This window comes from Paraburkholderia sp. CNPSo 3272, from assembly GCF_024206495.1.
Taxonomy (GTDB): Bacteria; Pseudomonadota; Gammaproteobacteria; order Burkholderiales; family Burkholderiaceae; genus Paraburkholderia.
On sequence record NZ_JAMBPQ010000005.1, the window covers coordinates 278625 to 301305 of the forward strand.

A 22681-nucleotide genomic window follows, 5' to 3' on the forward strand; every position below is an offset into this window, starting at 1 on the left:
ACGCCGGCAAAGGGCTGTCTTCCGCCGGAGGTTGCATAGTACGCGATGAACCACGGAGCGGCATCCCCAAATTTGAGGACAAACGCTCATGTCATGCAAACTTCCTCCACCCCATGCCAGGTTGCCGATGCGAAATGGTTTGCTTTCATGCACGGCGCATCGTTTCGCATCGGCGTTGGGTTTTACTGGATCAGGCGCGAGACGCCGCGGCCGCGCGGATCGGAAACCGCGTCGGGCGTATCGCCGTTGATCCGGATCGCCTGAATATCACCGTTGAAGTCCTGCGCCTTCAGCACATAGCCTTTCGCCTCGACCTGCCTGGCGAGATCGCCGTCGATCGGCGCATACGGCTCCCAGAAAATCGTGTTGGGCGGCAGCAACTGATGATGGAAGCGCATCGCCGCCACCGCGTCCTTCAACGGCATGTCGAAGTCGTAGTTGTTGTTGATGACCTGGAACACCGACGTGAAGATGCGCGACCCGCCCGGCGTACCGATCACGAGGGCCACCTTGCCGTCCTTCGTGAGGATGGTCGGCGTCATCGACGAAAGCGGGCGCTTCTTCGGCGCAATCGCGTTCGCGTCGCTGCCCACCACGCCGAACATGTTCGGCACGCCGGGCTTGGACGCAAAATCGTCCATCTCGTCGTTGAGCACGATGCCGGCGCCCGGCACGACCACGCCTGAACCGAAGTAGCCGTTGATCGTGTACGTGTTCGAAACGGCGTTGCCCCACTTGTCGACCACCGAGAAGTGCGTCGTTTCCGCCTTCTCAGGCATCGAGGTGCCGAGGCCCGGTTGCACGCCCTTCGTGTCGGACGGCTTGTCGGGATCGACTTCGGCGGCGCGCTTCGCGAGGTACGCGTCGTCGGTGAGCTGCGCAACCGGCACCTTGTAGAAGTCGGGGTCGCCGAGATACTGCGCGCGATCCGCGAACACGCGTTTCTCGATCTCCGCGATCAGATGGATGTACTGCGGCGAATTGAGCGGCACGTCCTTGAATTGCGGCGCCAGCATCGCCTTCATCTTGAGCAGCTGCACGAGGCCCACGCCACCCGAACTCGGTGGCGGCGCGGTGATGATCTCGTAGCCGTTCCACTTCGCCTCCACGGGCTGGCGCCACACTGCCTTGTACTCCTGCAGGTCGCGCTTCGTGATGAGGCCGTGGCCCTTCATCGAGGCGGCGATCAGGTCCGCGGTCTTGCCGTCGTAAAAGTCCTTCGCGCCCTGGTTCGCAATGCGTGTGAGCACGTTGGCGAGATCGGGCTGCTTGAACGTCACGCCCTCCTTAAGGTTGCCGAAGTAGTCGTCGAAATTGGTCTTGTCGCCGAAGTCCTTTTCCGCGGCCTCGCGGCGCTTCGCGAGCTGCTCGTCCACGACGAAGCCGTCGCGCGCATATTTGATCGCCGGCGCGAGCACCTGCTTCCATTGCAGCTTGCCGAAGCGTTTCTGCGCTTCCCACATGCCCTCGACCGTTCCCGGCACGCCCACGGCGTCGTAGCCGTAGAGGCTCTTGCCCGGGATCACGTTGCCCTTGTCGTCGAGGTACATCGTGCGCGTGGCGGCGAGCGGCGCGCGCTCGCGATAGTCGAGGAAGTACGGCTTGCCGTTCACGTAGAGCGTCATGAACCCGCCGCCGCCGATGTTGCCGGCTTCGGGGTATGTGACGGCGAGCGAGAAGGCGATGGCGACCGCCGCGTCGACGGCGTTGCCGCCCTCCTTGAAGATCTGCTCGGCGGCGTCGGCCGCGTACTTGTCGGCAACGGCCACGGCCGATGCATTGAGGACCGCAGGGCGTTGCTGCGTATCCTTGGCAAAGGCCGGCGTGGCTTCGAGGAAGCCCGTGGACAAGGCGGATAGCGAAAGCAGTGCGAGAGCGGCAGCGGAAATTTTCGTTTTTTCAACCAGCTTCATCGAGTTCACCCCATGATTCGGTTTGTTGGCCTACCGGAAACCTGCCTTGGCCTTATAGCACGCCAGGAAAACGATTGCGATCCGGCGATCCGCTGATTCCCCTGCCGTGCAAGACGGCGTCCTCCTGGCACGGATCAGGCCTTGCCGCGCCGGCCGCGCGCAATTTCTTCTCCGGCATCTGCGGGCAATCGCATCGTCACCGGAATGGACGCTACCGAAAAGAGCCCGACCACCAGAAACGCGGGCCAGAAGTCGGACCAGACGATGGCCGAATGCCCTTGCACCCGGTGCGAAATCAGCAGCACGAGGCCCGCGATCGTCACACCGAGGCCGAGCGACACCTGCTGGATCACGCTCGCCACGCTCGTGGCGCGGCCGATGTCGCGCGTCGGAATATCGGCGTAGGCGAGCGAATTGAGGCCGGTGAATTGCAGCGAAGGAAAGATCCCGCCCGCGAGCACGATGACCCAGATGAGCCACACGGGCATGCCAGGCGAGAACGAGCCGCATATCGCGATGGCCGTGCCCGCGAGCACTGCGTTGACCATCAGCGTGCGGCGAAAACCAAAGCGCCCGAGCACGCGCGAGACGATCGCTTTCATGAAGATCGAGCCGAACGCCGAAGCGCAAGTGATGGCGCCTGAAGCGAACGCCGTCATGCCGAGCCCTTCCTGCAGCGTGAGCGGTAACAAAAATGGCACGGCGCCAAGTCCGATGCGAAACAGCGACCCGCCCGCCACGCTCGCATTGAACGTGGGGATGCGCAGAAATTTCAGATCGAGCACGGGTCGCTCGACACGTTGCGCATACAACCAATAGGCCGCCAGCAGCAACGCGCCGATCACGCACATCGTCACCGCGGTGCCGGTGGCCACGATCTCGCCGCCCACGAGCGAGAGGCCGAGCATGAACAGCGACGCCCCACCCGCGGAGAGCACGAAGCCGGCCCAGTCGAGCCTCCCAGGATGCTCCTCGTGCATGTTCTCGATATGCCGGTTCGCGAGCCAGATGCCGAGCAAGCCGATCGGAATGTTGATGAAGAAAATCAGCCGCCAGTGCAGATACGTGGTGATGAACCCGCCGAGCGGCGGCCCCACGACCGGCCCGAGCAGCGCGGGCACCGTAAGATAGTTGACCGCGCGAATGAAGTCCGATTTGGGCAGCGAGCGGAAGATGATGATCCGGCCCACCGGCACCATCATCGCGCCGCCGATGCCCTGCACGAAGCGTGCGGCCACGAACATCTCGAGCGAGCGCGAAGCCGCGCACAACAGCGACCCCGCCATGAAGATGCCGATGGCAGTGCGAAACACATTGCGCGAGCCGAAGCGATCGGCCACCCAGCCGCAGATCGGGATGAACACGCCAAGGCCAATCACGTAGCTCGTGACGGCCAGCTTGAGTGTGATGGGGTCCTGGCCGAGATCGCGGGCCAGCGCGGGGAGCGCGGTGACGATGACCGTCCCGTCCACGTTCTCCATGAACATCGAGCACGCGACAATGAGCGGAACGATGAATGTGCCGAGGGCTAATGGCATGGGCAGGAACGACGATCAGCGTGGCTGATGGCGTAAAGCTGCCATTATGGCCCTTGTTGCGGGAAACGGGAACCCGGCAACAGATGAAGCGGTGCTCCTCGTGTGTGCGCCACGCAGCAAACGCGCGCGCAAAGGTAAAAGCCGCGAAGCCCGCCTCCACGTTCAAGCGGAGACAGACCTCGCGGCCTGATTCAAACAGTCAGCGTCGGGCAATCCGCGCAGATGCGCTTTACATAGCGGCCTGCTTCACGCGGCTCACCACGGGACGCAGCTGCGGCAGCACCTGCTCCGCGGCGCGCGTCACGTCATTGGGGAAGTCGATCTCGATCCACGGCGCGCCGGTCACGTCCGCGGTTTCGAACTCGCTGCCGCGTTCGAGCAGCAGGTCGCGCAGCGCTTCTTCGTGGGGCAGGTTCGCGCGGCCCGTATCGACGTAGCCTTCGACGATCTGCGCAAAGCGGCGCGCCGTCGCTTCGTTCAGGCGGAAGAAGCCCACCGACTCGCCGATCGCGTCGTATTGCAGACCGACCGCCAGCTGCTTGCGCAGTTCGACGGGCACGCCGTTGCGCAGACACAGCTTCACGGGCTCGTCACCGGCTTCGAAGTCGCGGTCGATCAACAGACGGTTGGCCGGCGCCGCGCCCGCCACGAGCGGCGCGAACACGCGCTCGTCGTAGAGCACGTCGGCGTCCATCAACAGCACGTCGCCGCCGCGCGTGAGCGCCTCTGCCGTGCGATGCACCGTGAGCACGCTGCCCAGGTCGAAGCGCGGATTCATCACGACCTCGACCTTATGCGGCCAGCCGATGCGCTTGAGTTCGGCCTCGACCAACTCAGGCTGGAAGCCGAGCGCGAGCACGACTTCCGTCACGCCCGCCTCTTCCAGCAATTGCAGATGGCGTTCGAGCAGCGTCACGCCCTCGAACTGCAGCAGACATTTCGGAAACTGTTCTCCAGCTTGTTGCTGAAGGCGCAGGCCGAGGCCTGCCGCGAGAATGATGGCGCGCATGCGCAAACGTTCCTTGGGAGAGAAAAGGTCAATCGGCGACTTCGACAGCGGGGACGCGCAAGGCGCGCCGGCGTTGCCAGCTACGTTCGCTGAAATGCAGATACAGAAGGCCCGGCAAGCCGAGCAGGATTTCTCTCGCGCGCTTGGCAAGCGAGAGCGCGAGCGCCGCCTCGGGCGGCAGGCCGACGAGCGGCGCGAGCAGCAGATAACCGCCCTCTTGCACGCCCAGCGAGCCAGGAATGGCGAAGGCCGCACCGCGAATCGCCTGGCCGATACTCTCGAGCAGCAGCGCATCGATCCAGCCTGTGGGATGGCCGAGAAAGCGCAGCGCGAGCCACACTTCCACCGTGCCCACGAGCCAGCCCGCCAGGCTCAGCGCGAAGCTGGCGGCCACGTGGCCACGCCGCGCGTAAAGCGACTTCACGGCTTCGTCGATGGCGTCGGCGCGCGTGGCGAGCGCCGACCAGTCGCGCTTGCCGAACACTTTCGATGCGAGACGCAGCAGGCGGCCGAACAGACCGCGGCGCTGCGCGACATAGAACAGCGCGATCAGGCCGCCGAGCACGGCGGTCGCGATCAGCGCGGCGACGCCGAGATCGCGCGGCGCGCCATTCGCGGCGTAGGCCGAAAAAAGCGCGATGCCGAATACGGCGAAGACGATCTGCGCGACGGCTTGCAGCGTCGTGCTCACGGTGATGGCCGCAGCCGCGTTGCGCATTTGCATGCCGCGTTGCCCGAGTTGGCGCACCATCGCCACGGGGCCGCCGATCTGGCCCGCGGGCAACAGGCTGTTGACCGATTCTCCGGTCCACCGCGCGAGCAGTGCATCGCGCTGATCGACACGCTCGTCCTTGCCGAAGAGCACAGCGATCGCACCCGCGTCGAGTGCGAGCGGCACGACGTGGAACGCCGCGACGAGGACAAGCCCCCAGCCGGCAGCCGCGAGTGCACCCGTTACCGACCCGAGTCCCTGCCAGGCGAGCAGCGCGATGAAGAGCGCCGTGCCGATCGACAGCAGCAGGATGGCGGCACGGCTCACGCCTTGCCTCCGAATGCCTTGCGGAACACCTGGCGGAAACCGAAGTACGCGATCGCGTCCTTCATGTTCGAAATGAAACGCCGCCACGGGCGCATGTGCGGGTTCGTCACGTATTCGAGCGTGAGCGAGACGCGCACTTCGCCTTCGAGGCTCGGCGTGACGCGATGGCGAAGCTTGTCGCCGTCGAACACGATGAGCGCACCCGGCGGGTATTGCACCGAACCCGGTTCATCCGCCTTGCTCGGGTCTTTCGTGTGCAGTTCGTAGTCGAGCTTGCACGAAGACTCGTCGATTACGCCGAGCAGCACCGTATAGCGGCGGCCGTCGTAATACGAGGTGTCGTAATGCCAGCCGATATGATCGCCGGCGCGCGTGTAGTAATAGAGCGCGTAAGCGTGCGGGTCCTCTTCGGGCGACAACTGCAGGCGGTCGCCCGTGATCTTTTCGAGCCACGCGATGAGTTGCGGCGAGCGGTAAAGCTCGGCGATGTACGGCGCGAGGCGGTCGATGGTATGACGGCTCACGCTGCCGCCCGCCTTGTGGCCCGGCAGATAGTTGCGGTTGACTTCGGGAAGCAGCGCGTTGGCCGCGTCGATCAACTGTTGCGTGGCGTCGGCGGGCAGAAAATCGGAGAGATACAGGAACGAGCCCTGGCTCTCGTAGTCGTCGCGCAGGCGCGCGGTGTTCAGCGGTTGCAGCGCGCGGCCGATCGCGCCGTCCGGCTCGCCGGCCGCCGGGAGTACGGCGCGGGCTGGCGCGGGGACGTGCAGCGCCACGACCGGTTCTTGTTCTGCTTGCAAGCTCATCGGCTGCTCCACACCTGGCTGGTTTCCTTGGCGGGGCGCAGGCGGCGCGTCACGCGCACATAGTCGAGCACCACCCAGATGGCGAACAACGGCGCCCCGATCGAAGCCGCGATAATGAATTGCGACACGACGCCCGTCAGCGTGACAAGGGGTAGCAGATACAGCACGTCCTCAGTCTCGAAGCCGCCGGCGAACGCCTGCCGGGTGCCCGCCTTGCCGGCCATTTCCTCGATGCGCATGCGCAGGAAAAAAATCACGGCGACCGCGACGCCCGCGATGCCGCCGAGCACGGCCGGCGGCACGCGCCATTCGGCGCCGGAATGGGCGGCCACGACGCCGAGGCCGTAACCCATGCCGAGGAACAGCAAGACGGTGACGAGCGCGTCCGCCGCGAGATCGTAGAGATGCCCGATGCGGCTGGTCTTGCCGCTGATACGCGCCAGTTCGCCGTCGGTATGATCAACAAAATTCGACAGTACGATTAGAAACGCGCCAATATTGACGTGCAGAAAGTCTCCGCGCGCCAGAAAAAAGCCGCCGGCAACGCCGATCAGGAGTCGCAGCGTGGTCAGATGATTCGGGGTAACACGCGTGGGTACAAGCGGGGTAACGAGCCAGCGCGCCGCGCGAGCGTCCCACGTACGTGGCAGCGGCACCGCTTTCGGAGCCATTTTTACAGGTTTATCTTTTTTGGTCATAACCGCGCAATATATACGCCTTCCAGAAATCTTGCAGGTATGGCGACGTTCGCCCCGCTTTTTGCTTTCGATTCTGTAAGGAAAAGCGGCGGATCGGCTCCCACAGGGCCGCCAAGCGAAGTTGTCCGAACACGCGTAGAGTGCAACCCTTCGCGCCAGCCCGGGCGTTGTGCGCCTCGCCGAAACCGGCGCGGCGCACGCACTTTCGCCATTCACGCAATGAAACGCTTTACTTTTGCCGCCCTTTTTCTCGCTGTCCTGACGCTTCTGGCCAGCAATGCCGAGGCCGCCGTCATCGACGATTCGCTGACCTGCAGCGAGTCCGCACACGAGTTCATCTCGGGGCTGATCACGCAAAACCTGATCGATCCGAAGCCCATGAAGGTCGAAAGCAATTCGATCAACGCATTCTGGCCCGCGCATGGCCAGCGCATGACCGCCTATGGCTTCAGCGTGTTCGCCATCGTGGGTTTCCAGAAGGACGACCCGCTCTTCAAGACCGGCGACGGCACGCCCATCGCCCCTTCCGCCTACGGGGCCGTCGTGGTCGGCACCCAGGCCAGGGTGCAGGCGGCCCTCACGGCGGCGGGCAATAACGCCATCGTCCACCATGCCGGACCGCTATTGACTGCGATCTTCTGCAAGCAGGAGTAAGCGGGCAGGCTTTGAGAGTTACTCGATACGCCCGAAACCGCCTTCGGCCCAGGCCTCGGCGCGCGCCTTCGTGAGCTTGAAATTCGGCGCGACGCGCGCCTGGGCAAGCTGCTCGCCGAATGCGTCGATCGCGCTGACGAGCGCGTAGGGCTCGTACTCGTCGGGAACGATGTCGAGCGTCACGTCCACATCGCCTTCGGCGGTGTGCACGCTCACGCGCTTGTGCAGCAGCGCGCGCAATTGCTGCTCGTGCCGGCGCAGCACCTCCGAAGCGGTCTTCACGAGCGTGTTGAACGCCGACGTATCGAGCGGCTTGGGATTCTTCTTGTCACGGCCCATGGTCCAGGGGCCGACGAGTGCAGGCTCCGGCTCGCCGTCCTTGATCATTTGGACGGCCCAGCCGTCGTCGTCCTCGTTCTTGATCACGCGCGCGGTCCAGCCGTCCTTGCGCCACAGGCGCGCTTCCTGGATCACCTCGGCTTCAGCTGCGAGGTCATCGGCGGGGAAATTGGAATCGGTTGCGGGTGAGGAATCGGTCATGGCGGGGTTTTCATCGGGTTCTGCGGGGGGACTTGCCCGTCGCGAGGCAAGGGCAAGATTCTACCCGGATCGCGTCGCGCGTCGGGCGCCACGTCTTCCTATCCCGCCGGCTTGATTATTCCACCGCCAAACCAGAATATCGACTGGCGATTTTAATCGTTGCGTTTTCCGCAACGCACCATTCCGCCTTGCGCATTAATTTAAAATAATTTTCCGCAGGCAAAAAAAACGCGGCCCGAGAGCCGCGTAAAAACAGATGAAAAAAGACCACCCTTGGTCGAGGGCTGAAGAAATTGTACCCCCGCAATATGCATGTGATCAGCCCATGATCTGGAACAGTACCTTTCACCAAACGACAAGAATCGCGCTTGAAAAAGCGTTGAATTCGCGCTAGGCCATCTGCTGAGCGGATTTGTCGCATCGTCGCGGGTGCACAACGGATTATCCGGATGGACCATTTTGTCGCACCTGATAATCCGATAGAAAAACTCTTTACATGCAGTCACTTACGGAGATTAATGCGGATCGCGAAATGAGATGAATGCATTGTTGCGTCGATTTGCGTAAATACATTGCATACCGAGCCTACACTTCGTTGCGAATCATCCGGGCACGAATTCGATTTTTAGAATATTCGGCCTGAGATTCCCCAAGTTCTGACCGGAGAAAAACATGAAAAAAGCACTCATTGCTGCAGGCGCCCTCAGTGCATTTGCCATCAGCGCCCATGCGCAAAGCAGCGTCACCCTTTACGGCTCGCTCGACGCCGGCATCGTCTACGCGAACAACGTCGGCGGCCACAGCCTGTGGGCTCAGGGCAGCGGCGCGCTCTCGAACAACTACTTCGGCTTTCGCGGCGCCGAAGACCTGGGCGGCGGCCTGAAGGCGATCTTCACCCTCGAGAGCGGCTTTAATCTCAATAATGGCGGCTACAAGAACGGCGACAGCGGCTTCAACCGCCAGTCCTGGGTCGGCCTGCAGAGCGACCGGTTCGGCACGCTCACACTCGGCCGGCAGTATGACTCGATGGTCGATTACCTCTCGCCGCTCTCGGAAGCCGGCGCGGGCTTCGGCAACAATCTCGCGGGCCACCCGTTCGACAACGACAATCTCGCGCAAAGCTATTCGATCAAGAACTCGGTCAAGTACGCCAGCGCGAACTACGCAGGCTTCCGGTTCGGCGGCCTGTACGGCTTCAGCAACGACGCGAGCGGCTTCGCGAATGGCCGCGCGTGGAGCGTGGGCGCATCGTACGGCAACGGCCCGCTGAACTTCGCAGCCGCCTACTCGCAACAGAACAACTCCGGCAGCCTCGGCGCCGCCAACAGCGCGGCTTCGGCCGACCAGAACATCTCGGCACGGCTGCAGCGCTCGCTCGGCGCGGGCGTGAACTACACCTACGGCCCGGCACAGTTTGGCTTCGTGTGGACGCACTCGCAAATCGACGGCATGCAGGGTCTCTCGAGTGGCGGCAGCGCGCCGCTGCCGGGCCTCTCGGGCCTGAACCTGCACGTGGACAACTATGAGATCAATGGCGCTTACCATCTCACGCCAGCTCTCGCGTTCGTCGGCTCCTACACGTTCACCGACGGCACGGTCACGGGCAACGGCAGCAACAACAGCCCGAAGTGGCACACCGTGGTCGTCGGCACCGACTACTCGTTGAGCAAGCGCACGGACGTCTATCTCGCCGGCGTCTACCAGCACGCTTCGGGCTCGCTCGGCTATAACGCCGACGGCTCGGGCATCGCGAACGTCGCTGCGATCAATACGCTTTCGCCCTCTTCAACGAACAACCAGGTCGCCGCGACCGTCGGTCTGCGTCACCGCTTCTGATCGCTCCGGGTTGGGCAAATCCGGCGCGACCCGCCACGCTGCCTTGCCTTTGCGAAACGCACATGTGCCACGAGCGCATGTGCGTTTTTCCTGTTAGCTGTTGCATCTTTTTACGTCTGCGTGGGCCTTGATCCAGATCAGGGTGCGTATACTCATTGGCATAATCCGCTGTTCGATATTGTCACTTCGCCTATGAAAACGCTCACGCAACGACTCCTTGCCGCGACTCCGCTCGCGCTCATCGCCGCTTGTGGATCGACGCCGCCGTCCGGCACCGCTTCGAACGGCGAACCGATGATCTATGCTTCGTCGGCGCGTTCGGCGTCGTCGGTCGCGAGCTGCCTCGAAGACCGCTTGCCGCACGTGCACAGTTCGCGCGACGGCAATACGACGGAACTGAGCGTAGGCTCGCGCTCGGACGCGTCGTACTTCGTCACGCTCACGCCGAACGGCCACGGCTCGGTCATTCGCGTGACGCACGGCGCTTCCGCGTCGAACGATCCGCCTGAAGAAGAACTGCGCTTCGACGTGGCGCGCTGCACGACCTGACGCGTGAACGAATGGCGCCGGCACCGCACGCGCCATTCGATGTACCGCATGTCGCCCGCGTGGCACCCCTGTCATAACGGCGACACATCTGCGAAGATTGCGCCCCCTTCGACTTCGCAACACACCGCTTCATGGCATCAGGCACCGCACATCACGCGACGGGTTGGGCCGCCGGCGTCATCGCCGCCGCAATCGTCACGCATCAGGGCGCCGATAGCGCCTGGCATCTCTATGCCGCGCTCGCGTTCGCCGCGGGTGTCGCGGGCGGATCGGCGCCCGACTGGCTGGAGGTCGCATGGTGGCGCAAGAAGCGGCGCCTCTGGATCACGCATCGCACGTTCACGCACTGGGGCATCGGCTGGATCGCGTTGCTCCTGTGGTCGTATCACAAGCTCGGGCACCTGCCGCTTGCGGCGCCCGCGTTCGGCTTCGCTTGCGGAGGCGTGATTCACCTGTTCGCCGACTGGCCCAATCCGCTCGGCGTGCCGTGGATCTTTCAGCGGCACTCGCTGAACTGGTGGCGCAGCGGACGTTGCGATCTGATCGTCGTCGCGGCGTCATGGGTGGCTGCGTGGTTTTTCGCCGTGCATGGCGTGCCACACGACTGGTCGCTCGCGCCGTTGCGTCGGCTCGTCTGATCGATCGGATTTGCCTGGAATCAAGCGCCTGCACGCCGGGCGCCTGGAAGCCGATGAAGCGCCGATTAACAATCGTCGGGACTGATCAGGTGCCACACCGCCCATTAATCAGGGCAATGTTTATTATCGTGTTAGTAAAGCAAAATAAAAACGGCGTCCTTTTAAAAGGACGCCGCCTCTGAATCGCGTCACGCGGTAATCAGGCGTTCTCTTCGCACTCCGCGCGGCCCATGCGGTAGCCGACGATAAGGCCGGCGTCATACGCCGACTCCAGCGCGCGGCCAATGTCCTCCGCGCTCACGAGGTGCGCGTCGGCGGTTGGCTTCCCGGTCAGTTCGAAGCTCTCGATTCCGAGCGTCCTTCGCGAGATTGCCAGCAATAACTCAAGTCGTTCGTCATGCATTTTGCGCCCTCCATTTGATCCACATCATCTGATTACAATGATAAATATCAAAATCCGTGAGAGCCGCGGCGCATGGACGCATATTGAGGCGTCACTCTAATATCAAATCCAGAAAATCTTTAAAGTTTGTTAAATCAGCGACGGATTAATCTTTAAAGATCGTTAAATCGAATCGTTTTAATTCGCAATTGAACAGGGTGTCAATGCATGGCGGCTCGCCGATGGCGCCGAACCGGCGTCGCGGCACGCCTCGGAGCGGAGCGGCCCGGGGCGGCCAGGCGCGGTCAGCGTTTCCCGCGGGCAACCGTTTGATATGATCGGTAAGACATCGCGGGGCCCAACCAGGGCTTTTCGTCAGCATTCGAACGTAGCCCATGGACTCCACGCTCACCCCATCCGCCAGCACGGCGACCACCGAACTCGGCCGCCGCGTGCGCGCCGCGCGCGTCGCCCAAGACCTGACGCTCGATACGGCCAGCCGCCTGTGCGGCGTCTCGCGCTCGACTCTGTCGAAGGTCGAAAACGGGCTCATGTCGCCAACCTTCGACGTGCTCCAGAAGATCGTCGGCGGGCTCAGAATCGACCTGGCCGAGCTGTTCGGCACCCCGCCCCGGCTCAATGCCGGCGGCCGCCGCGCGCTCACGCGCAACGGCGCGGGTCAGCGCCACGCCTATCGCGGCTATCAAATGGAGTTGCTCGCCACGGATCTCGCGCATAAGGCGATGCTGCCGTTTCGCATCCGCATCACCGCACATTCGCTCGACGCGTTCGACGACTGGGGCCGCCACGAAGGCGAAGAATTTCTCTACGTGATCAGCGGCAGCGTGTGCCTGTATTCGGAGCTTTACGCGCCCACCTGTCTGGAAGCCGGCGACAGCCTCTACTTCGACAGCCGCACCGGCCACGCGGCCATTTCGACGAGCGAAGAAGACGCCGAAGTGCTGTGGATGGCCACGAGCGCGCGCCTGCCCGGCGTCGCCCCGGAAGCGTCAGCAACGTCGAAGTCGCGCGCCAGGCCGAAGCTCGCGGCCGGCTGAATCCGGAGCGCGGCGTTGGGACTACAAGATCCGTGTAGCCTCAGCCCCTGGCATCGGGCGAACGCTTCCCAGTGGAAGGGCCTGCAGCACGCGCGCGCCGCGTCCGCGGTGCGCCGGAGACATCCGGCCTCACATCGCGCTCGCGCGCCGCACGCCGCACGGCCTCGATCAACGCGCGACCTACAGGCGTGGGCTGGGTATCGGTGCGCTGAATCACCCCCACGGGCTCCTCGCCGCCCGCGGAAGGCAACGGCAACCGCACCAGCGTCCCGCGCCGCAGGTCGTACTCGACGGCACCGGCGGGCACGAACCACACCGCGTCGTTCTGGAGCGCGAGCGCGCGTCCCACCGAAACCGAAAGCAACTCGACGAACGCCGACAGCGGCGGCGCGCCCCAGGCGGCGAGCAGACTGTCCGCCGCCTGGCGGATCAACGTGCCGAACGGCGGCAGCACAAGCGGAAACGATGCGAGTTGCGCCGGCAACCCTGCCCCCTGCGCGAGCGGATGCCCGGCGCGCACCACGACGGCGAGCGGCTCGTTGTACAACTGCTCGAAGCTCAGGCCCACCATGCGCTCGGGGTCGGCCAGGCGGCCCACCGCAAAGCTGATCGCCCCTGTCTTCAGCCGATCGAGCAGTTCGGTGTTGGCCCCTGTCATCAGCCGCACGCTCACGCGCGGCCATTCCTCGCCGAAGTGACGCAACGCGCCGGGCAGCAGCGCCGTCGCTACAGTAGGCAGCACGCCGATATCTAGCGTGGCGGCCACCGCGCCCTCGTCGCGCGCAAGCAAAGCCACGCCCTGGCGCAGCGCGCTCATGCAGGCGCTCGCGTGCGGCATAAAGAGCTGGCCCTCGCGCGTGGGCACGGCGCCGTGCCGCCCGCGCTCGAACAGCTTCACGCCCAGCACAAGCTCCAGTTCGGCGATCGTCTTCGACACCGCGGGCTGCGTGACCGAAAGACTCTCGGCGGCCTGCTGCACGCTCCCCATCTGCGCTACGGCAAGGAAACACTGGAGATGGCGGAATTTGACGCGTCCGTCCGCGAGCCGGTTTTGCATAACGATTCGTTATACGATGTGCGAAAAAACATCATTTTGCATAACTTTTCGCTTTGGATAAAGTGGCTGCATCGGCTCGTAGCGACAAATCGCTGCAGGCAACGCGCCCTTCGCCCAATAATCCAACCAGGAGACACCCCATGGACGAGTCCATCCTGTCGCCGCGCGACTTCGACTCGCACCCCGCGTACGTTTATCCGCCGTACCGTTCGTCGGTCAAACGCGGCCCCACGCTCCCGCTCATCCCCCTGAAGGAAAAGCTGCGCAACCAGCACGCGCCCGTGTACGGCACCGACGATCTCGGCGCGCTCGATCACGACCTCACGCGCAACGCGGCCAAAAATGGCGCGCCGCTCGGCGAGCGCATCATCGTGACGGGCCGCGTGCTCGACGAAGGCGGCAAGCCGGTGCGCAACACACTCGTGGAAATCTGGCAGGCCAACGCCGCCGGCCGCTATGTCCACAAGCAGGATCAGCACGATGCGCCGCTCGATCCCAACTTTCTCGGCGCCGGCCGCGCGATCACCGATAACGACGGCCGCTATCGCTTCCTCACGATCAAGCCGGGTGCGTATCCCTGGGGCAATCACCCGAATGCGTGGCGTCCGAATCACATTCACTTCTCGCTGTTCGGCGACTACTTCGGCTCGCGTCTCGTCACGCAGATGTATTTCCCCGGCGACCCGCTGCTCGCCTTCGACCCGATCTATCAGGGCACGCCCGAAGACGCACGCGAGCGCATGATTTCGCGCTTCTCGCTCGACACCACCGAAGAAGGCTACGCACTCGGCTACGAATTCGACATCGTGCTGCGCGGCCCGCACCAAACCCCCACGGAGCGTTGAACCATGGCACTCAAGGAAACGCCTTCGCAAACGGTCGGCCCGTACTTCGCTTACGGCCTGTGCCCGCAGCAATACGATTTCGACTTCAAGAGCCTGTTCACGGCCAACGTGGTCGGGCCTGAAACGCCGGGCGAGCACATCACGCTGATCGGCCGCGTGATCGACGGCGACGGCAACGCGGTGTTCGACGCGATGCTCGAGTTCTCGCAGGTCAACGCAAACGGCCGTTATCCGGCTTCGCGCGAGGAAATCGCCAAAGACGGCTTCCGCGGTTTTGCACGCGTGGGCACGGGAACGGATGCGCAGCACCGCTTCATCGTGCACACCGTGAAGCCGGGCGTGGAGAACGCCGGCGAAGCGCCGCATTTGAATGTGATCGTGATGATGCGCGGGATGCTCACGCACACCTTCACGCGCATCTACTTCGAAGACGAAGCCGCCGCCAACGCCGCAGACCCGGTGCTCTCAGCTGTGCCCGCCGCGCGCCGCGACACGCTCATCGCGCGCCGTAGCGAGCGGGCCGGCAGCATCGTCTACACGTTCGATATCCGCATGCAGGGTGAACAGGAAACGGTGTTCTTCGATCTTTGATGCATTGACGGATACGCGAGACGACTCGCGCGAACTTTCACGTGGCTTTCATGAATTGGCCCTATGATCGTGCCGCTGCGATCTGATCGCGGAACTCCGAGCTGTACCTTGTGAAGCCTGCCATGCGCAGGCTTCTTTTTTTGGAGGGCGCCTGCGGCTCGCTGCGTCCTCAGCCGAGCGGCCGCACGCCGATCAGCAAGCCATGCAGCCAAAAGGCGAACACGGCCCAGACCACGAGCCCGACCACGACGACGATCGCATCGCGCGACACCTCTCCCGGCGGATAGACCACTCCGGCTTCGCGATCGCGCCGGTTCTCGCCCCGCAGCTCGAACAACGCCCAGACGAGGAAAACCCCGAAGAGGATGATGTCGTTGAGCGTGCCGTTCGCGAGCAGATGCGCGAACGCCCAAAGCGCGACGCCGCTCACGAACGGCTGGCCGACCGCGCGCTTGAAATGATTACCCGGCACATAGGCCGCGACGATCAGGATGAAGGCAATGGCGGTGAGGAGTGCAGTGACATGCGCCATCCAGAACGGCGGCAGCCAGATCGGCACGGGATAGTGGCGTGACCGACCGTAGCCATAGACGATCAGGACGAAACCCAGGATGGAGAGCAACGCGAACGCGCCTCGCCAGGCACGCGGACCGAGGCGCTCGATCTGCGCGGCGCGCCAGGGCCCTGCCACGATGCGGATCGAATGGACGCCAATGAATATCACAAGGCCCAGCACGAGTATCGCCATGACTACCTCCCTGCCGTAGCAAGAACGCAATGGGCGAGATTGTCGCGCAGCTTGATCGCGCAGCCAACCGGAGTTTTCAAAAAAGCTGACTAATTACGCGCGCAAAAGCCAGCAAAAAAGAATGCGTAAATGATTGCACGCCTAAACCGGGACGGCACATTGGGAGGCGGGATTAATCCCGGCTCACGCCGAAAGATATTTTAAAATTATGCTGAATAATACTGGGCGCCGCGCCAATGCGCGGGCTTTGCGGCATGCGCCGCGAACGGTCTGGCAGTCGAAGGGCAACACCGGCGCGTACTCACGCACCGTCATGGCTAGCAGCGAAAATGCTCGATATCCTGTCCCGCGTGCTTATAGCGCAACAGCCAGGCCGGCATATCGCCCTCGCCATTCCACGTATTCCCGTATGCGTCGCGGTACTTGGGTATTTTTTCGCTTTCAGCAATAGACGCTTCAAGCTCTTCGAACGTAATGCCGTACTCTTCCATGCGGCGTCGAATCCACACGATGAGCCGTTCGCGCGCCTCTCCATCGAGGTCGAACATCGATTAATTCCTCTCGCTTCGTCAAGGGCAAGGCACCGATACAACGATCGGCACAGATGGTCTTCCCTGAAAAGACAAAGGCTTCGCGAACGAACTGCGAAGCCTTGCTGCACTAATGAGGTGGTCCGGGTGTGGAACCCGCGACCGGTTCGGAGGGGATCTGCAGTCCGCTGCTCCGCTCTCAGGTAACGCCGCTACAGGTGAGCGAACGTTTGCTGCAAGCGGAGCCCATGATACCTTGCGCTCGCGGCACAGATCAAGCGGTTTCAAGGCGGAGCGGGCCTTTGCGGCCGGCTCCGTTCCTTCAGCGCGAAGCGGCCGCGCCGGTTGCGCGCCGCTCTGGTGCAGGTTTGCTTTCGGCGGCATTCACGTCGCCTTGGCCACGCGCCAGCACGGGCGCGAGCGCCACACCGGTATGGCTCGCCCGCACCTTCGCGAGCGCTTCGGGATCGGCCGCGGCGACGATCGTGCCGCCGCCCACGCCGCCTTCGGGCCCGAGATCGATGATCCAGTCGGCTTCGGCGATCACGTCGAGGTCGTGCTCGATCACGACGACGCTATGCCCCGCGTCCGCAAGACGATGCAGCACGCTGATGAGGCGAGCCACGTCGGCCATGTGCAGGCCCACCGTGGGCTCGTCGAGCACGTAGAGCGTGTGCGGCGCCTTCTGGCCGCGGCGCGTGATGTCGTCGCGCACTTTCGAGAGCTCGGTCACGAGCTTGATGCGCTGCGCCTCGCCGCCCGAGAGCGTCGGCGAGGGCTGGCCGAGCGTGAGGTAGCCGAGACCCACGTCCTTCATGAGCTGCAGCGGGTGCGAAATACTCGTGATCGAGCCAAAGAACTCCACCGCCTCGTCGATTTCCATCGTCAGCACTTCGCCGATATTCCGGCCGCGCCAGGTCACCGCCAGCGTTTCCGGATTGAAGCGCTGGCCGTGGCACACGTCGCACGGCACCTTCACGTCGGGCAGGAAGCTCATGCCGATGGTGCGCACACCCTGGCCTTCGCACGCGGGACAGCGTCCGTCGCCGGTATTGAACGAGAAACGCGACGCGCTATAGCCGCGGGCGCGCGCCTCGAGCGTATCGGCGAAAAGGCGGCGGATCGCATCCCACACGCCGATATAGGTCGCGGGGCACGAGCGCGGCGTTTTACCGATTGGCGTCTGGTCGACTTCGAGCACGCGGTCGATGCTTTCCCATCCGCTAATCGAATCGCAGCCCTGCCACGTATGCGAAACCTCGAGCTTCGGCTTCGCGCTCGTGCGCGCGAGCACGCTCGACCGGCGCTCCGCCGCGCTCGGCGCTTTGTCCTTCACCGCCTTGCGCGCGCGGCGCTCGGCAGGCGAAGACAGCACCGAACGCCCCACGGCGTCGAGCAGATTGGAAAGCAGCACGTCGCGCGCGAGCGTGGACTTGCCGGAGCCGCTCACGCCCGTAATCGCCACGAGGCGTCCGAGCGGAATCTGCGCGGTGACGTTGCGCAGGTTGTGCAGTTTGCCGCCGTGGACGGTCAGCCATTGGGCCGGCACCGCCTCGCGTCCCGCGCGCGCAGGACGCACTTCGCGGCGCGGCTGCAGGGGGTGCCGGATCGGCTGCGCGAGATAGCGGCCCGTGAGCGAATCGGCCTGCGCCGCGAGATCGGCGACGCTGCCCTGCGCGACCACGCGGCCGCCGCGCTTGCCCGCGCTCGGACCGATGTCGATGATGTGATCGGCGCGCCGGATCGTGTCCTCGTCGTGTTCGACCACGACGAGCGTGTTGCCCTTCTCGCCGAGGCTGCGCAGCGCGTCGAGCAGGATCTGGTTGTCGCGCGGATGCAGGCCGATGGTCGGTTCGTCGAGCACGTAGCACACGCCCTGCAGATTGCTGCCCAGTTGCGCGGCGAGACGAATACGCTGTGCCTCGCCACCCGAAAGGCTGGGCGCGGCGCGATCGAGGCTCAGATAGCCGAGCCCCACTTCTTCCAGGAACTGTAGCCGGCTGCGGATTTCGCTCACCACGTCGCGCGCGATCTGCGCGTCGCGGCCGCCCAGCTTCAGCGCATCGATCCAGCGGCGCGTATCTGCCACGGTCCACTGCGCGACGTCGACGATGGGATGTGCGTCGAACGTCACGGCGCGCGCCACCGGATTCAGGCGCGTGCCGCCGCAATCGTGGCACGGCTCGTCGACCATGCCTTCGGGTTCCTGCTCTTCCGAAGGCAGCGTTTGCTCGCGGCCGCGGCCGTCTTCGGCGACGATCGTGTCGTCGTAGGCGGCGCGCTGCTCGCGCGTGAGCGCGAGGCCCGTGCCCACGCAGGTCGTGCACCAGCCATGCTTGCTGTTGTACGAGAACATACGCGGATCGAGTTCGGGATAGCTCGTGCCGCACACCGGGCAGGCGCGCCGCGTCGACAGCACCTTCACCTCGCCGATGCTCGCCGTCGAACCGCCGTTGCCCAGCACGTGATCGAGGCCGTCGAGCGGCGCGAGCAGATGCACGATGCCCTTGCCCGCTTCGAGCGTCGCGCCGAGCAGCGTCCGCAATTGCGCCTCGTTTTCTGGCTCGATCACGAGGTCGCCCACCGGCAACTCGATCGTATGCTCGCGGAAGCGGTCGAGCTTGGGCCACGGCGCGACGGGCACGAATTCGCCATCTACGCGCAGATGCGTATTGCCGCGCGCCTTCGCCCACTTCGCGAGATCGGTATAGACGCCCTTGCGGTTGACGACGAGCGGCGCGAGCAAGCCGACATGCTGGCCGCGATGCTCGCGCAGCAGTTGCGCGACGATCGCATCGACGCTCTGCGACGTGACGGGCGTGCCGTCATGCACGCAGTGCTGCACGCCGAGCTTCACGTAAAGCAGACGCAGGAAGTGCCACACCTCGGAGGTCGTGGCGACCGTGCTCTTGCGGCCGCCGCGCGAAAGGCGCTGCTCGATCGCGACGGTCGGCGGAATGCCGTACACGGCATCGACTTCGGGGCGGCCCGCGGGCTGCACGATCGAACGCGCATACGCGTTGAGCGATTCGAGATAGCGCCGCTGGCCTTCGTGAAAGAGGATGTCGAACGCGAGCGTGGACTTGCCCGAACCCGAAACGCCCGTGATGACGTTGAAGCGGCCGTGCGGGATATCGACGTCGAGCGCCTTGAGGTTGTGCTCGCGCGCATTCACGATGCGCACCACATCCTCGCCCTGTACCTCGCGGCGCGCCTGCGCGGCACGCAACGCGGTTTGCAGCGCCACGCCCTCTTCTTCTGCCAGCAGTTCGACGCTGCTGCCAAGCGCGGCTTCGTAGCGCTCGAGCGCCGCGCCGGTATGCGAACGCGGACACGCGATCACGTCTTCGGGCGTGCCGACGCACACCACTTCGCCGCCCGCGTCGCCGCCTTCGGGGCCGAGATCGATCAGCCAATCTGCGGCGCGGATGACGTCGAGGTTATGTTCGATCACGAGCAGCGAATGACCGCCCGCGAGCAGCTTGCCGAAGGCGCGCATCAGCTTGGCGATGTCGTCGAAATGCAGGCCCGTAGTCGGTTCGTCGAACATGAAGAGGCGGCCGCCCGCCTCCTTGCCGCGCGACTGCGCGGTTTCCGCGAGATACCCCGCGAGCTTCAGGCGCTGCGCCTCGCCGCCCGAAAGCGTCGGAACGGGCTGGCCGAGCTTCACGTATTCGAGGCCCACGTCCACGATCGGCTGCAGCACGCGCAATACTTCGGCATCCTCAGCGAAGCATTGCACTGCTTCGCTCACCGTGAGGTCGAGTACGTCCGCGACTGAAAGCGCGCGGCCCGCGCGCTCGATCTTCACCTCGAGCACTTCCGCGCGATAACGGCTGCCGTCGCAATCGGGGCAACGCAGGTACACGTCGCTCAGGAACTGCATTTCGATGTGCTCGAATCCCGAGCCGCCGCAGGTCGGGCACCGGCCTTCGCCCGAGTTGAAGCTGAACATGCCCGCCGTGTAGCCGCGCTGCTTCGCAAGCGTCGCCTTGGCGAACAGCTTGCGGATCTCGTCGAACGCGCCGACATAGCTGGCCGGATTCGAGCGCGCCGTCTTGCCGATCGGCGACTGGTCGACGAACACGGCGTCGCTGATCTGCTCCGCGCCGCTCAGCTTGCGGAACGTGCCCGGCGCTTCCGTCGCCTTGCCCAGATGCCGCGCGAGCGCGGGATAAAGCACGTCCTGCACCAACGTCGATTTGCCCGAGCCCGAGACGCCCGTCACGCAAACCAGGCGCTGCAGCGGAATCTGCACGGTCACGTCGCGCAGGTTGTGCTCGCTCGCGCCTTCGAGCAGAAGGTTCGGCGTGGACGCGTCAACCGGGCGTCGCTCCCAGTGCGAAGCATCGGCAACGGCGCGGTGGCCGCCCAGGTACTCGCCCGTCAGGGTGCCCGACGAGCGGATATCGTTCGGCGTGCCGTCGTAGACGATCGAGCCGCCGCGCTCGCCGGGGCCGGGACCCATGTCGATGAGGCGGTCGGCCGCGAGCATCACGGACGGATCGTGCTCGACCACGACGAGCGTATTGCCCGCGTCGCGCAGGCGATGCATCGCTTCGACGATGCGGTTGAGGTCGCGCGGATGCAGGCCGATACTCGGTTCATCGAGCACGAACAGCGTTTTCGTGAGCGACGTGCCGAGCGCCGTGGTCAGGTTGATACGCTGCACTTCTCCGCCCGAAAGCGTGCGGCTCTGGCGGTCGAGCGTCAGATAGCCGAGACCCACGTCGCAGAGATACTTCAGGCGCGTGCGCACTTCCTCGAGCAGTAGCTTCAGCGCGTCGTCGAGCAGTGCTGAGGAAAGCGAAAGATTGTCGAAGAAGCGGCGAATGCGCTCGATCGGCAGCAGCATCACGTCGTGCACGGTGAGGCCCGGCAGCGCTTCGAGCTGCGCGCGTGTCCAGTCCACGCCGTGCGGCAGGAAGCGTCCCGATGGCGCGAGCACGTCGTCCGCGTTCTGCTGCGTGCCGAGGCGCCATTGCAGGGCCTCGGTTTTCAGGCGCGCGCCGCCGCAGGTTTCGCACGGCGTGTAGCTGCGGTACTTCGACAGCAGCACGCGGATGTGCATCTTGTAGGCCTTCGACTCCAGATACTGGAAGAAGCGCTTCACGCCGTACCACTGCGTTTGCCAACTGCCCTTCCAGTCCGGCGCGCCGTTGATGACCCAGTCGCGCTGCGCCTGCGTCAGCTCGGACCATGCGGTATCGCGCGGAATGCCGGCTTTCGCGGCATAGCGCATCAGGTCGTCCTGGCATTCCTTCCACGCCGGCGTTTGCAGCGGCTTGATCGCGCCGCCGCGCAGCGTCTTGCGCTCGTCGGGGATCACAAGGCCCCAATCGACGCCGATCACGCGGCCAAAACCGCGGCACGCGTCGCAGGCGCCGTAGGCCGAGTTGAACGAGAACAGCGCGGGCTGCGGGTCGGAGTAGCGCAGATCGCTGTCCGGGCAATGCAGCCCCGTCGAGAAGCGCCAGATCTGCGGCTCGGCCTGCGCGTCATCGCTGCTGGCCAGCACGTAGACGTTCACGCGCCCCGCGCCGCGCTTGAGCGAGGCTTCGATCGCCTCGATCGCGCGGCTCTTCTCCACGTTCTGCAGGCGGAAACGGTCGGCGACCACGTCGAGCAGCTTGCGCGTGCCTTCGGCCGTCTTCACCTCGCGCTGCGCCTGCACGCGCGTATAGCCGCTCGCGGAGAGCCACTGCGCAACTTCTTCCTCGGTGGTCGTATCGGGCAACTCGACCGGAAACGTGACCACGAGACGCGGATCGCCTGCGGCCGTGCGCGCCATCAATTCGGCGTAAATCGTTTCAGGCGTGTCGTGGCGCACGGGCTGCGCCGTGACGCGGTCGAACAGATTCGCGGCGCGCGCATAGAGCAGCTTCAAGTGGTCGTTCAGCTCCGTCATCGTGCCGACCGTGGAGCGCGAACTGCGCACGGGGTTGGTCTGGTCGATGGCGATGGCGGGCGGCACACCGTCCACGCGATCGACCTGCGGCCGGTCCATGCGGTCGAGAAACTGGCGCGCGTAGGCGCTGAACGTTTCGACGTAGCGGCGCTGGCCTTCCGCGTAGAGCGTGTCGAAGACGAGGCTCGACTTACCCGAGCCCGAAGGCCCGGTGACGACCGTCATTTCGCCGGTGTGCAGGTCGAGGTCGAGGTTCTTGAGGTTGTGCTGGCGGGCACCACGGATTCGGATGGATCGGTTTTCGCTCACTTGCGCTGGCATTCCGGCTGGATCACACGCTTG

At 64.4% G+C, this 22681-nt stretch carries 19 protein-coding genes; 7 read left to right on the forward strand and 12 right to left on the reverse strand.

All coding sequences use genetic code 11. The annotated features are described in order from the left end of the window. Positions 1-182: 182 nt before the first annotated feature. From ggt to M3I53_RS09170, 6 genes are all read right to left on the reverse strand, one after another. A complete protein-coding gene (gene ggt / locus M3I53_RS09145; protein ID WP_254315619.1) occupies positions 183-1913 on the reverse strand; it encodes a gamma-glutamyltransferase in 1731 nt (576 codons plus the stop codon). Between the two features lie 134 nt (positions 1914-2047). Beyond that, positions 2048-3451 (reverse strand): MFS transporter, encoded by a 1404-nt coding sequence (locus M3I53_RS09150; RefSeq protein WP_254315620.1) that lies wholly within the window; start codon positions 3449-3451, stop codon positions 2048-2050. Positions 3452-3680: 229 nt separating this feature from the next. Next, complete coding sequence (locus tag M3I53_RS09155) at positions 3681-4460, reverse strand: NTP transferase domain-containing protein (protein ID WP_254315621.1); 780 nt, start codon at positions 4458-4460, stop codon at positions 3681-3683. Positions 4461-4488: 28 nt separating this feature from the next. Then, positions 4489-5499, reverse strand: coding sequence for a flippase-like domain-containing protein (locus M3I53_RS09160; protein WP_254315622.1), 1011 nt, complete (start codon positions 5497-5499; stop codon positions 4489-4491). Continuing rightward, positions 5496-6305, reverse strand: coding sequence for a 2OG-Fe(II) oxygenase (locus M3I53_RS09165; RefSeq protein WP_254315623.1), 810 nt, complete (start codon positions 6303-6305; stop codon positions 5496-5498). Before M3I53_RS09165 ends, M3I53_RS09160 begins: the two co-directional genes overlap by 4 nt. Next, positions 6302-7003, reverse strand: coding sequence for a CDP-alcohol phosphatidyltransferase family protein (locus M3I53_RS09170; protein WP_254315687.1), 702 nt, complete (start codon positions 7001-7003; stop codon positions 6302-6304). The genes M3I53_RS09165 and M3I53_RS09170 overlap by 4 nt, the downstream gene beginning before the upstream one ends. 378 nt (positions 7004-7381) lie before the next feature. On the opposite strand from M3I53_RS09170, the gene M3I53_RS09175 reads away from it, so the two are divergent. Then, complete coding sequence (locus M3I53_RS09175; protein ID WP_254315624.1) at positions 7382-7657, forward strand: hypothetical protein; 276 nt, start codon at positions 7382-7384, stop codon at positions 7655-7657. 18 nt (positions 7658-7675) lie between these two features. Here the strand turns inward: M3I53_RS09175 and M3I53_RS09180 are convergent, their stop codons facing one another. Further along, positions 7676-8197, reverse strand: coding sequence for a hypothetical protein (locus M3I53_RS09180; RefSeq protein WP_254315625.1), 522 nt, complete (start codon positions 8195-8197; stop codon positions 7676-7678). A gap of 672 nt (positions 8198-8869) precedes the next feature. On the opposite strand from M3I53_RS09180, the gene M3I53_RS09185 reads away from it, so the two are divergent. The 3 genes from M3I53_RS09185 to M3I53_RS09195 all read left to right on the forward strand — a co-directional run bounded on the left by M3I53_RS09185 (position 8870) and on the right by M3I53_RS09195 (position 11220). Beyond that, positions 8870-10033 (forward strand): porin, encoded by a 1164-nt coding sequence (locus M3I53_RS09185; RefSeq protein WP_254315626.1) that lies wholly within the window; start codon positions 8870-8872, stop codon positions 10031-10033. Between the two features lie 192 nt (positions 10034-10225). Next, a complete protein-coding gene (locus M3I53_RS09190; protein WP_069267449.1) occupies positions 10226-10582 on the forward strand; it encodes a sugar ABC transporter ATPase in 357 nt (118 codons plus the stop codon). Positions 10583-10713: 131 nt separating this feature from the next. Beyond that, positions 10714-11220 (forward strand): metal-dependent hydrolase, encoded by a 507-nt coding sequence (locus tag M3I53_RS09195; RefSeq protein ID WP_254315627.1) that lies wholly within the window; start codon positions 10714-10716, stop codon positions 11218-11220. Between the two features lie 199 nt (positions 11221-11419). On the opposite strand, the gene M3I53_RS09200 is transcribed toward M3I53_RS09195, so the two are convergent. Continuing rightward, complete coding sequence (locus M3I53_RS09200) at positions 11420-11623, reverse strand: DUF6900 domain-containing protein (RefSeq protein ID WP_254315628.1); 204 nt, start codon at positions 11621-11623, stop codon at positions 11420-11422. A gap of 374 nt (positions 11624-11997) precedes the next feature. On the opposite strand from M3I53_RS09200, the gene M3I53_RS09205 reads away from it, so the two are divergent. Beyond that, on the forward strand, positions 11998-12660 hold the full coding sequence (locus M3I53_RS09205) for a helix-turn-helix domain-containing protein (protein WP_254315629.1): 663 nt from the start codon (positions 11998-12000) through the stop codon (positions 12658-12660). 40 nt (positions 12661-12700) lie between these two features. On the opposite strand, the gene pcaQ is transcribed toward M3I53_RS09205, so the two are convergent. Then, on the reverse strand, positions 12701-13717 hold the full coding sequence (gene pcaQ, locus M3I53_RS09210) for a pca operon transcription factor PcaQ (RefSeq protein WP_254315630.1): 1017 nt from the start codon (positions 13715-13717) through the stop codon (positions 12701-12703). A gap of 140 nt (positions 13718-13857) precedes the next feature. Here pcaQ and pcaH point away from each other — a divergent pair, with 140 nt between their 5' ends. Further along, positions 13858-14562, forward strand: a complete 705-nt coding sequence (pcaH, locus tag M3I53_RS09215; RefSeq protein ID WP_254315631.1) for a protocatechuate 3,4-dioxygenase subunit beta — start codon at positions 13858-13860, stop codon at positions 14560-14562. A gap of 3 nt (positions 14563-14565) precedes the next feature. Then, positions 14566-15153, forward strand: coding sequence for a protocatechuate 3,4-dioxygenase subunit alpha (pcaG, locus tag M3I53_RS09220; protein ID WP_254315632.1), 588 nt, complete (start codon positions 14566-14568; stop codon positions 15151-15153). Positions 15154-15322: 169 nt separating this feature from the next. Here the strand turns inward: pcaG and M3I53_RS09225 are convergent, their stop codons facing one another. The 3 genes from M3I53_RS09225 to uvrA form a co-directional block, all read right to left on the reverse strand. Then, a complete protein-coding gene (locus tag M3I53_RS09225; RefSeq protein WP_254315633.1) occupies positions 15323-15901 on the reverse strand; it encodes an NnrU family protein in 579 nt (192 codons plus the stop codon). A 317-nt stretch (positions 15902-16218) separates the two neighbouring features. Beyond that, positions 16219-16449: an H-NS histone family protein gene (locus tag M3I53_RS09230; RefSeq protein ID WP_254315634.1), complete on the reverse strand. Its 231-nt coding sequence runs from the start codon at positions 16447-16449 to the stop codon at positions 16219-16221. Between the two features lie 304 nt (positions 16450-16753). Continuing rightward, positions 16754-22648, reverse strand: a complete 5895-nt coding sequence (gene uvrA / locus M3I53_RS09235; RefSeq protein ID WP_254315635.1) for an excinuclease ABC subunit UvrA — start codon at positions 22646-22648, stop codon at positions 16754-16756. Positions 22649-22681 lie beyond the last annotated feature (33 nt).

Excerpts from the sequence above, each read along its gene's own strand:
- ggt (WP_254315619.1), bottom strand. The coding sequence starts at position 1,913 with ATGAAGCTGGTTGAAAAAACGAAAATTTCCGCTGCCGCTCTCGCACTG.
- M3I53_RS09150 (WP_254315620.1), bottom strand. The coding sequence starts at position 3,451 with ATGCCATTAGCCCTCGGCACATTCATCGTTCCGCTCATTGTCGCGTGC.
- M3I53_RS09155 (WP_254315621.1), bottom strand. The coding sequence starts at position 4,460 with ATGCGCGCCATCATTCTCGCGGCAGGCCTCGGCCTGCGCCTTCAGCAA.
- M3I53_RS09165 (WP_254315623.1), bottom strand. The coding sequence starts at position 6,305 with ATGAGCTTGCAAGCAGAACAAGAACCGGTCGTGGCGCTGCACGTCCCC.
- M3I53_RS09170 (WP_254315687.1), bottom strand. The coding sequence starts at position 7,003 with ATGACCAAAAAAGATAAACCTGTAAAAATGGCTCCGAAAGCGGTGCCG.
- M3I53_RS09175 (WP_254315624.1), top strand. The coding sequence starts at position 7,382 with ATGAAGGTCGAAAGCAATTCGATCAACGCATTCTGGCCCGCGCATGGC.
- M3I53_RS09180 (WP_254315625.1), bottom strand. The coding sequence starts at position 8,197 with ATGACCGATTCCTCACCCGCAACCGATTCCAATTTCCCCGCCGATGAC.
- M3I53_RS09185 (WP_254315626.1), top strand. The coding sequence starts at position 8,870 with ATGAAAAAAGCACTCATTGCTGCAGGCGCCCTCAGTGCATTTGCCATC.
- M3I53_RS09190 (WP_069267449.1), top strand. The coding sequence starts at position 10,226 with ATGAAAACGCTCACGCAACGACTCCTTGCCGCGACTCCGCTCGCGCTC.
- M3I53_RS09195 (WP_254315627.1), top strand. The coding sequence starts at position 10,714 with ATGGCATCAGGCACCGCACATCACGCGACGGGTTGGGCCGCCGGCGTC.
- M3I53_RS09200 (WP_254315628.1), bottom strand. The coding sequence starts at position 11,623 with ATGCATGACGAACGACTTGAGTTATTGCTGGCAATCTCGCGAAGGACG.
- M3I53_RS09205 (WP_254315629.1), top strand. The coding sequence starts at position 11,998 with ATGGACTCCACGCTCACCCCATCCGCCAGCACGGCGACCACCGAACTC.
- pcaQ (WP_254315630.1), bottom strand. The coding sequence starts at position 13,717 with ATGCAAAACCGGCTCGCGGACGGACGCGTCAAATTCCGCCATCTCCAG.
- pcaH (WP_254315631.1), top strand. The coding sequence starts at position 13,858 with ATGGACGAGTCCATCCTGTCGCCGCGCGACTTCGACTCGCACCCCGCG.
- pcaG (WP_254315632.1), top strand. The coding sequence starts at position 14,566 with ATGGCACTCAAGGAAACGCCTTCGCAAACGGTCGGCCCGTACTTCGCT.
- M3I53_RS09225 (WP_254315633.1), bottom strand. The coding sequence starts at position 15,901 with ATGGCGATACTCGTGCTGGGCCTTGTGATATTCATTGGCGTCCATTCG.
- M3I53_RS09230 (WP_254315634.1), bottom strand. The coding sequence starts at position 16,449 with ATGTTCGACCTCGATGGAGAGGCGCGCGAACGGCTCATCGTGTGGATT.